Source organism: Providencia sp. PROV269 (assembly GCF_028477785.1).
Lineage (GTDB): Bacteria > Pseudomonadota > Gammaproteobacteria > Enterobacterales > Enterobacteriaceae > Providencia > Providencia rettgeri.
On the sequence record NZ_JAMPLV010000002.1, the window covers coordinates 529564 to 545271 of the forward strand.

General features: G+C 38.9%; 12 protein-coding genes and 5 pseudogenes. 13 read left to right on the forward strand and 4 right to left on the reverse strand.

Going from position 1 to position 15708, the window contains the following annotated elements:
- Nucleotides 1-15 precede the first annotated feature (15 nt).
- The 3 genes from tyrP (at nt 16) to PR683_RS03845 (ending at nt 2243) form a co-directional block, all read left to right on the forward strand.
- Complete coding sequence (gene tyrP / locus PR683_RS03835) at nt 16-1224, forward strand: tyrosine transporter TyrP (protein WP_004910783.1); 1209 nt, start codon at nt 16-18, stop codon at nt 1222-1224.
- A 271-nt stretch (nt 1225-1495) separates the two neighbouring features.
- Nucleotides 1496-2047, forward strand: a complete 552-nt coding sequence (locus tag PR683_RS03840) for a PadR family transcriptional regulator (protein WP_004910786.1) — start codon at nt 1496-1498, stop codon at nt 2045-2047.
- On the forward strand, nt 2040-2243 hold the full coding sequence (locus PR683_RS03845) for a hypothetical protein (RefSeq protein WP_004910787.1): 204 nt from the start codon (nt 2040-2042) through the stop codon (nt 2241-2243). The genes PR683_RS03840 and PR683_RS03845 overlap by 8 nt, the downstream gene beginning before the upstream one ends.
- A gap of 226 nt (nt 2244-2469) precedes the next feature.
- Here the strand turns inward: PR683_RS03845 and PR683_RS03850 are convergent, their stop codons facing one another.
- The gene (locus PR683_RS03850) at nt 2470-4215 is read right to left on the reverse strand and encodes an ABC-F family ATP-binding cassette domain-containing protein (protein WP_272581678.1); all 1746 of its coding nucleotides are present in this window, start codon (nt 4213-4215) and stop codon (nt 2470-2472) included.
- 418 nt (nt 4216-4633) lie between these two features.
- Between PR683_RS03850 and PR683_RS03855 the strand changes: the two genes are divergently transcribed.
- The 6 genes from PR683_RS03855 to ahpF all read left to right on the forward strand — a co-directional run bounded on the left by PR683_RS03855 (nt 4634) and on the right by ahpF (nt 12879).
- Nucleotides 4634-5110, forward strand: a complete 477-nt coding sequence (locus PR683_RS03855) for a GNAT family N-acetyltransferase (RefSeq protein ID WP_110731917.1) — start codon at nt 4634-4636, stop codon at nt 5108-5110.
- A gap of 371 nt (nt 5111-5481) precedes the next feature.
- Complete coding sequence (locus PR683_RS03860) at nt 5482-6552, forward strand: HlyD family secretion protein (protein WP_004910790.1); 1071 nt, start codon at nt 5482-5484, stop codon at nt 6550-6552.
- Nucleotides 6549-9305 carry a ribosome-associated ATPase/putative transporter RbbA gene (gene rbbA, locus PR683_RS03865; RefSeq protein ID WP_267750900.1) on the forward strand — a complete coding sequence of 919 codons (2757 nt, stop codon included), beginning with the start codon at nt 6549-6551 and terminating at the stop codon, nt 9303-9305. The genes PR683_RS03860 and rbbA overlap by 4 nt, the downstream gene beginning before the upstream one ends.
- A gap of 5 nt (nt 9306-9310) precedes the next feature.
- The gene (locus PR683_RS03870; protein ID WP_164529349.1) at nt 9311-10435 is read left to right on the forward strand and encodes an ABC transporter permease; all 1125 of its coding nucleotides are present in this window, start codon (nt 9311-9313) and stop codon (nt 10433-10435) included.
- 188 nt (nt 10436-10623) lie between these two features.
- The gene (ahpC, locus tag PR683_RS03875) at nt 10624-11187 is read left to right on the forward strand and encodes an alkyl hydroperoxide reductase subunit C (RefSeq protein WP_004910793.1); all 564 of its coding nucleotides are present in this window, start codon (nt 10624-10626) and stop codon (nt 11185-11187) included.
- A 117-nt stretch (nt 11188-11304) separates the two neighbouring features.
- Entirely contained in the window at nt 11305-12879 is a 1575-nt protein-coding gene (ahpF, locus tag PR683_RS03880; RefSeq protein WP_109912186.1) for an alkyl hydroperoxide reductase subunit F, read from the forward strand.
- A 194-nt stretch (nt 12880-13073) separates the two neighbouring features.
- On the opposite strand, the pseudogene PR683_RS03885 reads toward ahpF, so the two are convergent.
- Nucleotides 13074-13238: pseudogene (locus PR683_RS03885) on the reverse strand (phage integrase); the annotation flags it as partial.
- 6 nt (nt 13239-13244) lie between these two features.
- Nucleotides 13245-13448: pseudogene (locus PR683_RS03890) on the reverse strand (XRE family transcriptional regulator); the annotation flags it as partial.
- On the opposite strand from PR683_RS03890, the pseudogene PR683_RS03895 reads away from it, so the two are divergent.
- The 4 genes and pseudogenes from PR683_RS03895 to PR683_RS20380 form a co-directional block, all read left to right on the forward strand.
- Nucleotides 13440-13616: pseudogene (locus tag PR683_RS03895) on the forward strand (baseplate assembly protein); the annotation flags it as partial. The pseudogenes PR683_RS03890 and PR683_RS03895 overlap by 9 nt on opposite strands.
- Nucleotides 13601-13771: pseudogene (locus PR683_RS03900) on the forward strand (phage tail protein); the annotation flags it as partial. The pseudogenes PR683_RS03895 and PR683_RS03900, both read left to right, overlap by 16 nt.
- A gap of 37 nt (nt 13772-13808) precedes the next feature.
- Nucleotides 13809-14000, forward strand: a complete 192-nt coding sequence (locus PR683_RS03905; RefSeq protein WP_004910797.1) for a hypothetical protein — start codon at nt 13809-13811, stop codon at nt 13998-14000.
- 12 nt (nt 14001-14012) lie between these two features.
- Nucleotides 14013-14153, forward strand: a pseudogene (locus tag PR683_RS20380) (tail fiber assembly protein); the annotation flags it as partial.
- Between the two features lie 22 nt (nt 14154-14175).
- On the opposite strand, the gene PR683_RS03910 reads toward PR683_RS20380, so the two are convergent.
- On the reverse strand, nt 14176-15687 hold the full coding sequence (locus PR683_RS03910; RefSeq protein ID WP_272581679.1) for a phosphoethanolamine transferase: 1512 nt from the start codon (nt 15685-15687) through the stop codon (nt 14176-14178).
- Nucleotides 15688-15708 lie beyond the last annotated feature (21 nt).

Sequence of the window (15708 nt, forward strand, 5' to 3'; positions counted from 1 at the left end):
TGTTAGGATCTCAATATGAAAAATCGCACACTTGGTAGTGTATTTATTGTTGCAGGTACTACGATTGGCGCAGGTATGTTAGCTATGCCTATCGCGGCTGCGGGTAATGGGTTTTTAGTTAGCTTGGCTATGTTATTAGTGTTATGGGCATTGATGTGTTACACAGCATTGCTTTTGGTCGAGGTTTATCAACATGAATCCCACGAAACGGGGATTGGTAGTGTTGCGCAGCGGTATTTAGGGTCTAGTGGCAAATTTATTACGGGTTTCAGTATGATGTTCCTTATGTATGCACTGACAGCGGCTTATGTCAGTGGTGCAGGGGAAATCATTACTTCAAATTTAAAAAGTAGTTTTGCCATTGAAATGGCCGATTGGATGGGAATTGTTGTATTTACCGTCATTGGCGGTGGCGTTGTATGTTTCGGGACTTCATCCGTAGATTTTATCAACCGTATTTTATTTGCTGCAAAAATTGTTTTCCTAGTCATTATATTGGCATTAATGATACCGCATGTTGAGCAACAAAATTTATTGGCTGCGCCAACTGAAAAAGTTCTCATTTTATCTGCGATACCGGTATTTTTTACCTCATTTGGTTTTCATGGTAGCGTCCCAAGTATCGTTAAATACATGGGAGGGGATGTCAAAAAACTGCGGGTTATTTTTATCATCGGAAGTGCTATCCCATTGATTGCTTATATTTTATGGCAAATCGCAACCTTAGGGAGTATTGGTACAACCACGTTCGTTGGTATTTTAGCTGAAAACGCAGGGCTTAATGGACTATTAGATGCAATTAAGGATGTGGCTCAATCAGGAAAAACAGAGTTAATTGCACAAATGTTCATGAGCTTGGCTCTAGCGACATCTTTCCTTGGGGTTGCTTTAGGGTTATTTGACTTTTTAGCAGACTTATTTAAACGTCAAGATAATGCTTCAGGGCGTCTACAAACAGGTTTACTAACCTTTGGACCACCGCTAGTTTTTGCTTTATTTTATCCTAAAGGGTTTGTGATGGCATTAGGGTATGCCGCAATTGCACTTTCAATACTAGCTTTATTACTACCTAGTGCAATGGCATTTAAATCAAGGGCATTGAACCCACAGAAATATCAAGTATTGGGTGGTGGATTAGGTCTATCATTGGTATTTATTTGTGGCATTATAGTTATTGGTGTTCAGTTAGGGATTGTTTTCAACATATTACCTAATATTGGCTAATAAACCGTTTACTTGCCAGCTGTCTTTTGATAGCTGGCTTGTTCCTTTCCTTAAAGCCTTTCTCAAATTTACGGCATAATTTACTCAGTTAGACAATTTACCGCACATTTTTTACTGTTGTATCGACATTTAGTCGGTATAATCCATATAAGAATGATTATCATTAGCACGTTATGCACAAAAACAGATATATCTAAAGCTGGCATTTTCTGTAAAAGTAACTATTATGTTAGATATATCGGTTTTAGAGTAAATAACCCTGAGAATTTTAATGGCCAGTGAACAACAACTAGACCCGTGTTTGTGTAACGGTAAAAGTGTCAGTCGTATGTTTAACCCTAAACAGTTAAGGATTTATATCCTACATTTACTGACGGGGGGAATTAATTATGGTTATGAGTTAATAAAAAAAATTGCAGAAGAAACGGCAGGTTTTTATTGTCCAAGTCCGGGTGTAATTTATCCGACTCTAACGTTATTAGAAGAGTTAGGGTTTATTTCAGCGGGTAAAGATAATGGAAAAGGGCGCAAGTGTTATGTGATTACTCCAGAAGGTCGCTGTTTTTTATTACTCAAAGCTGAAATATTGGCAGAAGTTCAACTAAAATTAAAATATGCACAGGAATTAAAAGCAGGTAATCAATTTGCTAATGAAATTGAATGTGCTGTAGATAAATTTAAGTCATTGTTGAGACACCAAATCGTGATACAACAGTTGACAAAAGAAGAGACAACAAGAGTCGTTGAGATCATTAACCGCGCAGTGGAACGAATTGAGCAAGTTAATGCGGTGTTAGTGGCAGAGGGAAAATCAAATGGCTAAAACGAATGATATTATACAAGCAAAAGAGCATTTATATATGAAAGAAACAAGCAAAATACCACAGAGCAACGACCCGGTTACTTCTGAAAATGAACCGCCTGTGAATACGAATAAAGATGTTAAATTTAAAGAGGTTGTTTGCCCCAATGTCCCAACGTCATATTTTAAGCGAGCTAAAAAACAAAAAATAAAATAATAATTTGGATAGTTTACAAAATCTTTATTCATACGAAAGGCATAAAGAATAAATGCAATTATTTTCATTATTGATGAATAACAGTACTCAATTTTCTATTATTTCGTCAATAAGGTAAATTTTAGGGTACATATAATTATTTTGTAAACTGTAACTATCATCCTATATCAGTATACGACTTATTGAGAAGGCCCCCTGATCACTTAGCGTCATCAGGGGGTATCGGTTATAAGCCCAATTTAGCGTGTATTTGGGCTATTTCATTTATCCACTGTTGTTGTAACTGTGGCTTTTGGTGGCTTAGTTTGCGTTTTTGATCCGCAAGTAACTTTTGCTCTAATATCAGTAATGTTTCTAGTAGCTCATCTTCATGCGCATCTTCCTCACAAGGAATTTTAATCGCCGATTTAACAGAGACATCTCTCCCAAGTGTAGGCGTTAATAATGACTGGGATTGCAGCTCGATTTTATGATAAATATCATCAACATTAAGGTATTCCTCTAGCCGATTATCATCGATAAACCAGAAGCGTTGGCAGCTATTTTCAATGAGCCATCTATCATGGCTTACAACCAATAATGCTCCAGAAAATAAGCTAATTTGTTCACAAAGCGCTTCCTTGCCTTCTAGATCAAGGTGATTGGTAGGTTCGTCCAATAAAATCAACTCGTACTGAGCTAAACTTAAACCAATAAACAATAACCTAGCGCGTTCTCCACCACTCAGTGTTACTACTTTCTGTTGATGGCGTGAATAAGCAAAACCAGCGCCAATCAAGGCCATTTTTCGTTGTTCATCGGTTAAAGGTGCAAAATGACGTAGTGCCTCTAGTAGGCTATCATTATCATTTAGCTGCTCTAATTGTTGGTCATAATAACCAGCACTGATTGCTGGGTGAAACTTCAATTGCGAGCTATAACGCAAATCTTGTTGATAACATTGCCAAAGTAGACGTAATAGTGTCGATTTACCACAGCCATTAGCGCCCATGATGGCGATACGGTCACCACTTTTCACTTGATGAAATGCCGTTTTAAACAACTGATTTCCATTCGGTGTTGAAACAACAGTGTTTTCCAACTCCAAAACTCTATCTGCAGGAATCGCTTTGCCATTTAAAGCAAGCTTCCATTGATAGCCTTCAGTTAACTCAGTTTGGGCATCTTTAAGCCGATCAATATGTTTTTCCATCTGCTTGGCTTTGCGTGATAAGGCTTCATTGTCATACACATGCCCCCAAATAGCTAAGCGCTTGGCACTTGATGCAATACGGTCAATTTCTTTTTGCTCGGCTTGATTACGACGTGCATCAGTAATGTCTTTTTCACTCAATGCTTGCCGTGCTGCACTGCAAGGTAACCGATAAAAATGCAGTGATTTATCTCGTAAAATCCAAGTGCAGTTACTCACCTTATCTAATAATGACTGGTCATGAGACACGAGTACGAAACTGCCTTTCCATGACTGTAAGAAATTACCTAACCAAATAAGTGTGGGTAAATCTAAATGATTACTTGGTTCATCAAGTAGTAGTAAATCGGGCTGCTCAATTAAAGCACGACCTAGAAGCAAACGAGTATGTTGCCCTCCACTGATGGCATAAGCTTTTTGTTCCCACTGTTCAGGTGTAAAACCTAATTCTGATAATAAAACTTCAGCCCGCCAGCGTTCAGTGACTTTGTCTTGTTCAGGTAATTTTTGAACCAGTGCATCAAGGAGTGTTAAGGAAGCAATATCATCGGGTAAATGTTGTTCAATATAAGCAGTAACACAGTGGTTCGCATAAGTAATACTGCCATTATTAGGGGACAATTGCTGGGTTATTAGCTTCAATAATGTACTTTTTCCGCTTCCGTTATGGCCAATTAAACCAATACGGTCGCCTTGTTGAACGGTAAAAGAGATATCATTCAATAAAGTCGAGGTTGAAGTATCGTAATTTAGTGATTTTACAGTTAATAAAGTGCTCATAGCTTACTCAAATTTTAGGCATAAAAATGCCAGGGCATAGTCGTCACGACAACCCAGTAAGCTGAGGGAAGATTTTCTTTAGTGGCTTCGCTCAGGCAGGGTTATCGCAGTATAAAACTGTGAAAGCCTGAGCTCTGGCGATTACCAAAGAAGTGTGAGTATTCAATAAGATCACACAACAGCATAGATTAGCCTCCTTAATATTTGTTAAGTTAATCCATGAGATAATCATAGCAAACATAGTCTTTGGCAAACAATGTCCAGAAATGCGTTGTTTGATTATTATTGTTAAATTAAGTATATCCACAGATATAAATGATACTTATATCATGCACGAAGAAATGAATAATACTGCTGTGAATTGGGTTCTTCGTTGGTAGCGTTTAAAATTAGGATTCAAAAGCTAAGAGAGCCCCACATGAACGTAGAAATAAAGTCAGCAACCCACCAAGATGCCGCTTTGATATTAGATATGATCATTGAACTTGCGGATTACGAAAAAGCACGTCATGAAGTGAAAGCTACAGTTGCTGATATCGAAAATTCCTTATTCGATGAAAATTCAAGCACTGAAGCATTGATTTGTTATGTCGATGGGCAGCCAGCAGGGTATGCCGTATTCTTTACAAGTTATTCAACATGGTTAGGTAATAGTGGCATTTATTTAGAGGATTTATATGTATCCCCTAATTATAGAGGGGCAGGAGCCGGAAAAAAACTATTGAAACATATTGCAAAATTGGCCGTAGATCGAAAATGCCAGCGTCTGGAATGGAGCGTTCTTGATTGGAATCAGCCAGCGATTGATTTCTATAAAAGTATAGGTGCGCAACCACAGGATGAGTGGGTTCGTTACCGCATGGACGAAAAAACGATAGCTGAATTTGCTTGCTAATATTTATTCAAATCAAATGTTATTAATAAAGCCAGTAAACTAATTGACTGGCTTTATTTTTTATATATTGAATTAAATGTATACAATTAATGCCTTATTATTGTTTTTATCTGTCTATTCTACCTTTTTGTGACACAAGGCAACTTCACTTAACTTAAATGCTGATAAAATGTTATTAAATTAGATAGATAGCTAATTTAATAACTGTGTTTACACGTACTAACATAGTTAAAAAATAAAAAATTATTACTTTTGTCTTAGTTGTATTTATTTAGCATATAGGACAGTTATATCGTTTTATTAATATTTACCAGGTTAATAATCAAAATAATTGTTGTTCCTTGTTTTCTCATTTAATGGAAAGGGATGGTATGAAAATAAATAAGCAAAAAATATCTTTTTACATCATTTTAATAATAATTATTGTTGCGGGTGGTTTTTATTACTGGAATGTTAATTCAGGTGGGCTACCTGCTGGATTTGCACAAAGTAATGGCCGTATAGAAGCAACGGAAATTGATATTGCGACTAAGACTGCAGGGCGCATTGAAACGATTAATGTAAAAGAAGGCGATTTTGTTAAAGAAGGGCAAGAACTTGCTCGTATGGATACACGAGCGCTCCAAGAGCAGCTTCATGAAGTACAAGCCCAGTTACGCCAAGCGATTAGTGCAGTGACAACAGCCGAATCTGCTTTAGCCCAACGAAAAAGTGAAAAAGTTGCCGCTCAAGCGGTTGTTCGCCAACGTGAAGCGGAATTAGACGCCGCACAGAAACGATTAAATCGCTCTAGAGCTTTGGTAAGAACCAACGCTGTTTCTCAACAACAAGTCGATGACGATACAGCGCAGATGCAAGGTGCTCGCGCAGCACTGGAGGCGTCAAAAGCGCAAGTTGCCGCCGCGACATCAGCGATTGATTCTGCAAGCGCCGGTATTGTCCAAGCGAAAAACCGTGTTGATGCAGCGACAGCAACGGAACGTCGCATTATTGCGGACTTAGATGACAGTATTCTAAAAGCACCAAGAAACGGGCGTATTCAATACCGTGTCGCTGAGCCTGGAGAGGTACTTGGCGCTGGTGGGCGGGTCTTGAATATGGTCGATTTAAGTGATGTGTATATGACCTTTTTCTTACCGACTGAAGATGCAGGTAAAGTTGCCTTAGGCAGTGATGTTCACATTATCCTTGATGCTGCACCAAACATCGTGATCCCAGCAAAAACCACGTTCGTGGCAAGTGTTGCACAATTCACACCCAAAACCGTAGAAACACAAAATGAACGCTTAAAATTGATGTTCAGAGTACGTGCGCGTATTTCCCCTGAGTTATTAGAGCAACACTTAGAATATGTCAAAACAGGTTTACCTGGTAAAGCGTATGTACGTTTGGATCCGAATGAATCTTGGCCTGCTGAACTTGAGGTGAGATTACCACAATGACCAATAGACTGATGGATGATGTGATTATCGATATACAGCATGTCAGCCAGCATTATGGTGATAATTGTGCGTTGGATGACATTGTACTTTCCATCCCAGCAAGAAAAATGGTTGGGTTGATTGGTCCAGATGGTGTAGGAAAATCAAGCTTGATTTCTCTGATCGCGGGGGCAAGAGTGATTCAAGAAGGCCAAATAACGGTACTTGATGGTGATATGAATGACATTGAACACCGCCGAGCTGTTTGCCCTCGCATCGCTTATATGCCACAAGGTTTAGGGAAGAATCTCTACCATACATTATCTGTTTATGAAAACGTCGATTTTTTTGGGCGTTTATTTGGCCAATCAAAAGCTGAGCGTGAATATCGCATTCAAGATTTACTTGAAAGTACAGGGCTTGCACCCTTTAAAGACCGTCCTGCTGGCAAATTATCAGGAGGCATGAAACAAAAGTTGGGATTATGCTGTGCGTTAATTCATGATCCCGATTTATTAATTTTAGATGAACCTACCACTGGGGTTGACCCGTTATCTCGTGCACAATTTTGGGATTTAATCGATCGTATTCGTTTGCGACAAACCAATATGAGTGTTTTGGTCGCAACAGCTTACATGGAAGAAGCCGAACGTTTTGATTGGTTAGTGGCAATGGATGATGGCAAGGTGCTTGCCACTGGCCATGCATCTGAATTAAAAGCACAGACGCAATGTGATGACCTTGAAGCTGCGTTTATTCAATTACTACCAGAAGAAAAGCGTAGTGGACACAAAAAAGTGGTTATCCCGCCACGTGATACATCAAAAGACAATGTTATTGCCATTGAAGCGCAAGACTTAACCATGCGTTTTGGTAACTTCGTCGCCGTTGACCACGTTAATTTTAAAATCCCTAAAGGGGAAATCTTTGGCTTCTTAGGCTCCAATGGTTGTGGTAAATCCACTACCATGAAAATGCTGACAGGCCTACTTCAAGCCAGTGAAGGGCAGGCATGGCTATTTGGTCAAGAAATTGATCCGAAGGATATCGAAACACGCAAACGCGTCGGTTATATGTCGCAAGCTTTCTCGTTATATAGTGAACTCAGTGTTGAGCAAAACCTTGAACTGCATGCAAAACTCTTTCATATTCCAGAAGAAAAAATCGCACAACGCATTGATGATATGTGTCAACGATTTGAACTCGAGGAAGTCAGGGGTACTATGCCTGATGATTTGCCTTTAGGAATTCGTCAACGGTTATCTTTAGCTGTCGCTGTTATTCATGAACCTGAAATGTTAATCCTCGATGAGCCAACGTCAGGAGTGGACCCTGTTGCCAGAGATATGTTCTGGAATTTAATGGTCGATTTATCAAGGCGTGACGGCGTCACAATTTTTATCTCAACTCACTTTATGAATGAAGCCGAACGCTGTGACCGGATTTCATTAATGCATGCAGGAAAGGTACTTGATTGTGATACGCCTGCAAACTTAACCAAAAAACGCGGATTAGCGACGTTAGAAGAAACTTTTATTGCTTATTTGCAAGATGCGGTAGGTGATGCAGGGCAAGGGCAAGAAACTGCGCCTGAGTTCCATGTTGACCCTGAACTGAAAGAACAAGCGACTGAAGCGTTGAAAAAACGCTTTAGTTTACGTCGGTTATTTAGTTATTCCATCCGGGAAGGCATGGAATTGCGTCGAGATCCTGTCCGTTCTACATTGGCGTTATTGGGAACTGTAATTCTTATGTTTATCATGGGTTACGGTATTAGTATGGATGTAGAAAATTTACGTTTTTCAGTACTCGATCGCGACCAAACAGGGCTAAGTCAGGGATATACTCTGAACTTAGCAGGCTCACGTTACTTTATCGAACAACCACCAATTAAAGATTATGATGACTTAGAGGCAAAAATGCGTAGCGGTGATGTTACTGTTGCGATTGAAATTCCACCTAATTTTGCTAGGGATATCGCTCGTGGTAATAACGTCAAAATTGGCGTGTGGATTGATGGTGCCATGCCAAACCGTGCTGAAACTGTGCGTGGCTATGTACAAGCAATGCACTTAGCATGGCTAAGTACGATGGCTGCTCGTCAACCCGTAGGTGTTGCTGGTATGCCCGCTATCGACATTGAAACTCGATATCGTTATAACCCAGATGTTCGCAGTTTGCCGGCGATTGTTCCCGCGGTTATTCCATTATTATTAATGATGATACCCGCCATGCTGAGTGCGTTAAGTGTTGTTCGAGAAAAAGAACTTGGTTCGATTATCAATCTTTATGTCACCCCGATCACCAAATTAGAATTTTTACTTGGAAAACAGCTCCCTTATATTCTATTAGGCATGTTTAACTTTGTATTACTTTGCATATTATCAGTGTATATATTTGGTGTTGAATTCAAAGGTAGTTTTCTGACATTAACGCTGGCAGCATTTCTGTATATCAGTATTGCAACAGGTATGGGGCTGCTAATTTCATGCTTTATGAAAAGCCAAATCGCAGCAATTTTTGGTACTTCTATCATCACATTGATACCAGCAACTCAGTTTTCAGGAATGATTGACCCTGTCTCATCATTGGAAGGTATTGGCCGCTGGGTTGGGATGGTTTATCCAACATCACATTTTTTGACTATCACGCGAGGAACCTTCTCTAAGGGGTTAAATTTATTTGATTTACAGTCATCATTTATTCCATTACTGATCACCGTACCACTGGTTATTGGGCTAAGTGTTTTATTCCTGAAAAAGCAGGAGGCATAGTGATGATACGTAAAATTCAGAATATTTTTAATTTAGGAATCAAAGAATTGCGCAGTCTGGGCCGCGATAAAGCAATGCTAGCCTTGATTGTCTTTGCTTTTACGGTATCGATTTATTCGTCGGCAACGGTGACACCCGGTTCTTTACATAATGCTCCCATTGCGATTGCTGACCAAGATAAGTCACAGTTATCAAACCGGATAATCAATAGCTTTTACGCACCTTATTTCTTACCCCCCATAGATATCACACCAGACCAAATTGATGGCTTGTTAAACCGTGGCTCATATACATTTGCATTAGATATTCCGCCTAATTTTCAACGTGATGTGCTTGCCGGCCGGCATCCAGAAATTCAGGTGAATATTGATGCAACACGAATGAGCCAAGCCTTCTTAGGGAATAGTTATATTCAAAACATTACCTTAGGTGAAGTGAACGAATTTTTAGCAAAATACCGCAGTAATGCGAGTTTGCCTGTCGATCTGGAAGTGCGCATGCGCTTTAATCCTAACTTGACGCAGTCATGGTTCGGTTCTGTTATGGCAATTATTAATAATATTACGATGCTATCGATCGTTTTGACGGGGGCAGCACTTATCAGGGAGCGAGAGCACGGTACCGTTGAGCACTTGATGGTCATGCCACTAACACCATTTGAAATTATGATGTCAAAAATATGGTCAATGGGGCTGGTGGTATTGATTGCATCCGGTGTTTCCTTAATTTTAGTGGTAAAAACATTGCTACAAGTCCCCATAGAAGGGTCTATCTTATTGTTTATGTGTGGAGTTGCCTTGAGTTTATTTGCGACAACATCAATTGGTATTTTTATGGGGACAATTGCACGATCTATGCCTCAGTTTGGTTTGTTGATGATTTTAGTACTGTTGCCATTAAACATGCTTTCTGGCGGGATGACAGCACGAGAAAGCATGCCCCAGCTCGTTCAAGATATTATGTTAACCATGCCGACCACACACTTTGTTAGTCTAGCTCAGGCGATTTTATATCGCGGAGCAGGTTTCCAAATTGTTTGGCCTCAATTTGCAGTGCTCGTTGTGATTGGCGCTGTATTCTTTTCCCTCGCACTCATTCGTTTTCGCAAAACGATTGCCACCATGGCTTAACTCACTGAACATAAAATAGACCTTATAAATAAAACGCTTGCTGAACAGAACAGGAAGCGTTTTAATGTCTCACCTATTAATTTTTAAAATATGATTAGGCTGTACCTATCAAATCGATAGTAGGTAATGATTGGATTAAGCTGCTGTAAAACAGTAACTTAATAGGCAACCAAACAGGAGAACATCATATGTCATTAATTAATACTCAAATCAAACCATTTACTAACCAAGCATTTAAAAACGGTGAATTCATCGAAGTTTCTGAGAAAGATGTTGCAGGTAAATGGAGTGTTTTCTTCTTTTATCCAGCTGACTTCACCTTTGTTTGCCCAACAGAATTGGGTGACATTGCTGACCATTATGAAGAATTCCAAAAATTAGGTGTTGAAATTTTCTCTGTTTCTACTGACACACATTTTACCCATAAAGCATGGCATGCAAGTTCAGAAACTATCGGTAAAATCAAATATGCAATGATTGGTGACCCAACAGGCGCATTAACACGTAACTTCGAAAACATGCGTGAAGATGAAGGCTTAGCAGACCGCGGTACTTTCGTTGTTGACCCACAAGGTATCATCCAAGCGATTGAAGTTACAGCAGAAGGCATTGGCCGTGACGCTTCAGATTTACTGCGTAAAGTAAAAGCAGCGCAATATGTTGCTAGCCACCCAGGTGAAGTTTGCCCAGCTAAATGGAAAGAAGGTGATGCAACGCTGTCCCCATCTTTGGACTTAGTCGGCAAAATCTAATTAATCTAGCTTAATTGATTAATACTGAATAATTCAGGTTGCAGGTGTCTAGGCCTGCAACTTGGATCATGACGGGTATATGTACCCGATTTTATGATAAAAATTAAAGGGGATTACATGCTCGACAATAATTTACAGGCACAATTGAAAGCCTACTTAGAACGTTTAACTAAGCCCGTTGAATTAGTTGCTAATATAGATGACAGCCAAAAATCAAATGAAATCAAACAGCTGTTAGAACAAATTGCGTCGTTGTCTGATAAAGTCACTGTACGTGAAGAACGAAATAGTGCAGTAAGAACACCTTCTTTTTTAATTACTAACCCAGGTACAGATAGTGGTTTGCGTTTTGCCGGCTCGCCTCTGGGACATGAATTTACGTCTCTTGTGCTGGCTTTATTGCAAATCGGTGGTCATCCATCGAAAGAAGCACAAGAGTTATTAGAGCAGGTTAAAGGTCTTGAAGGCGAGTTTCATTTTGAGACTTATTATTCTTTATCTTGCCATAACTGCCCAGATGTTGTTCAGGCACTGAACTTGATGGCAGTTTTAAATCCAAATATTAGTCATACCGCTATTGATGGTGCACTTTTCCAAAATGAAATTGATGAACGTAATGTAATGGGCGTTCCTGCGGTTTTCCTGAATGGAAAAGAGTTTGGTCAAGGGCGTATGACATTAAGCGAGATTGTTAGCAAAGTCGATACCAATGCGGATGCGCGTGCAGCAAAATCACTAACAGAGCGCGAACCTTTTGAAGTGCTTGTTATTGGTAGTGGTCCAGCAGGGGCTTCAGCGGCAATTTATACGGCTCGTAAAGGGATCCGCACTGGTGTGATTGGTGAGCGTTTTGGTGGCCAAGTCATGGATACGGTTGATATTGAAAACTATATTTCAGTTATCAAAACGGAAGGTGCCATTTTTGCAGGTGCATTAAAGAACCACGTGGACAACTATGATGTTGATGTTATTGATGGTCAATCAGTTGCAAAACTGATCCCAGCTGCAGAAGAAGGTGGATTACACCAAATCGAAACAGCATCAGGTGGTATCTTAAAATCACGCAGTATCATTATTTCAACGGGTGCGCGCTGGAGAAATATGGGTGTTCCGGGGGAACAAGAATATCGCACTAAAGGCGTAACATTCTGTCCGCATTGTGATGGCCCATTATTTAAAGGTAAACGTGTTGCTGTTATTGGTGGCGGTAACTCGGGTATTGAAGCGGCTATCGACTTAGCGGGTGTGGTTGAACATGTGACCGTACTGGAGTTTGCACCAGAATTGAAAGCAGACTCAGTATTACAGCAAAAAGTACGTAGTCTGAAAAATGTCGATATTATCGTCAATGCACAAACCTTAGAAGTAAAAGGCGATGGCAGTAAAATGACCGGACTTGAGTATAAAGACCGTACCGATGATAGCGTACATTTATTGGAAGTGGCTGGCGCATTCGTACAAATTGGTTTATTGCCAAATACCAATTGGTTAGGTGATACGGTCGCCAGAAACCGTATGGGCGAAATTGAAATTGACGCTCGTAATGAGACCAGTATTAAAGGTATTTTCGCTGCAGGCGATTGTACTACAGTCCCTTATAAGCAAATTATTATTTCAGCCGGAGAAGGAGCAAAAGCCGCACTTAGCGCCTTTGATTACCTAATCCGCACAAGTACCAGAACCGCTGAATAGGTGTAATTTACTTTATATTCAGTGAGTTGTAGTCAAAAGGCACTCGGGGGCGAGTGCCTTTTTTTTGTGCATAATCTGTACAAAAAAGGCTCAAAAGTGCCTAAAAGTGTTCAAGTGTGGACAATTTGTGGATATGCAAAAGTTAAATTTGTATTGCTTTTCGTCCTCAAAATCATCCTAAAACGAACAACCTATTAAGCTAACTCTGTTCCTCCTTTTAATGGGTTGTATGTAATCGCATCTTGAAGAAAGTCCGGTGCAAAGTGTGCGTAGGTCAGGGGTTGCTGTAATGTTGAGTGCCCTAAGATCCTCTGCAAAGTAATAATACTACCGCCATTCATCATAAAATGGGTTGCGAAAAATTGTTAACTAGTTTTCTTGTCTGAGTGGGGTGAGCCTGAATTTTCGTGCCTAGTGTGGGCTAAAGCCGGTGCGATTTGGCCAGTTTCGGGATTCACCTCATCGAACATGAACCAATCTCGGTATTTTCTAAATCGGGAGCGCTTAAAGAATTTCATTGCAGACTCCAATGATATTTTAGTTTTTCCACTTTCATATCCATGATAGGTAACGATTTGAGTTTGTTACCCGCATCGGATGTGGTCGAGTTATTAGATTATGAGGTGCTATTCGCCGAGCGAAAAGCCGCGTTAATCGCTGCTATGCTAGTAGAGCAGCGGGAAACGATTGCACGTACATTGGACTTAGAATCTGAGCCGTTAACCAAGTTATTGCGGAACAAGTGCTCCCCGAAAATGAGGGCGGTTGGTGGATGAGGGAAATTGGTTTGTTTGATAAATCGGGGTTATTGGTGGTCGTGGCGAATTGCCCTGAAACTTATAAACCATTATTGGCCGAGGGCTCAGGTCGCACGCAAACTATCCGTATGATTTAGTGCTGAGATTGAAAGTGACTTAAAAGGCGTTTGGGTGTTCCAGTCTACTTATGATGAGTTTACAAAAACCGAAAAATTAGGTTTCAAAGTTATACAAAACTTTAACCGATTCCCAGAATGGAAAGAACTTGGAGCGACTGAATTGAAAGAAAAAGAAGTTTACATAGCTAATAAATGTAAAGTTAAATTGATCAATCATGCAGATAAGATCATAACTCCATTATAAGATACATTAGATTTAGGGATTGCTTTAGAAAGTGAGAAATTACAATTAAGCGCCTGGAAAAGATATCGAGTAATATTAAATCGAGTAGAGATTTCAACTGCGTCGGATATTATTTGGCTAGTTTATCCGTCATATTTTAAGGATGCCTTATGAGTGAAGGCATCCCATTTTATTCTTATTTGGAATAATCATCGGGTAAATCATCAAACATGCGATGATTTCTATTAAAATCAATTATGATATTTTGGTTAGGGCAATCATTTTTAGACAACATATCACAATTACTTTCAATATTACTTTCTTCTATTCCGGTCCACTGAGAAAATAAAGACATAAAACTTAGCCCACTACGACGGCTGTTTATTATTTCTTTATGCTTAGAATTATAAGATGTGATGAAAAAAGGCACTTCATAGTTCTGCTTGTACTTATCACTATGTGCCAATTCATTTTTGTCATATGTTAAAGATAACGCATGATCAGAAAAATACATCATTGACCATTTTGATTTAGTTTTACTTAAGTCAGAATATATTTCTGATAACAATTTATCTGTATTTTTTATACTCTGGACATAACAAGAGAATTTTTTATTCTGATAAAAATGATCAAACTGCTCCTCTGTTCTGGTACAAAATGGCGTATGACTTCCCATAAGATGAACAACAATAAGTTTTTTAGGTACTTGGGACTTCAAAGCCAATTTAAATTCTGGTAACAATGCATCGTCTGGAGAGACTGATTTATCATCTGAACTTCTTCTTTTAATAAAAAAAATATTGTTTGCTCTTCGTCCAATAGCGGCAACTGAGCCGTCATATTCACCCACAAATCCTTGATTAGATAACCAGTAAGTATCAAAACCTGCTTTGTTAGCTAATGTCATGATGTTATTACCGATTTCAGGATATAAGGATAAGCTATGCGTTAAAGAAGGTTGTGTCGAACTCGCTGCAGAAGTGTAGTTAGTAAAAAAAGTCCCATTGATGGAGCTCATAAATGGTGTGTTCTGTATTTTAAAACCGTATTCTTGCATAAAATCTTTTCGGACACTTTCACCAATAACAATAACGTAAGTATCATATTGGTTATTAACGTCAGTGATTTTAAAAGTGTCATCACTTGTATATAATTCAACCTCATTGATTAAGGAATAAATAGAATAAATGAGCTCTGTAAAAAAACGAGTTTCTGGTGTTCCTGAATTAGCCGCTCTCTCATATTTACCACTTAAAGCATATTTTGAGGGAGTGAAGAAAAAAACCACCATTACGATACTTAGTATTGTCTTTTTATGATAATTCATCGAATTGGCTTTAATAAAGCTAACTAAAGTTCCAAAAGCGAGTATTAAGATAGAATAAATAAAATATTTATTATCTATATTTGATATAAATTCTCGTGATTCTTGTATGTCGGTATAATAAAAGGAAGCAACTGTATTATATGTAGGGGAGCCATAGATCAACCCGACAGGTAAATAAATAGCAGCTAAAATAGTGAAAAATAAAACAATAAAACGGTAGATACTATTTTTCACATAAAGCAAACCAATGCTTATGAAAAATATATACAGCGGCTTGAATGGATAGCCCATTACCTTGTGTAATATAGAAAAGAGAAAAAATAATGCGATAAACTTCAGCATTATTTTGCTTAAAATTACATTTTGTATTTTCTGGATCATAACTAGCTTTTTAACAATTCA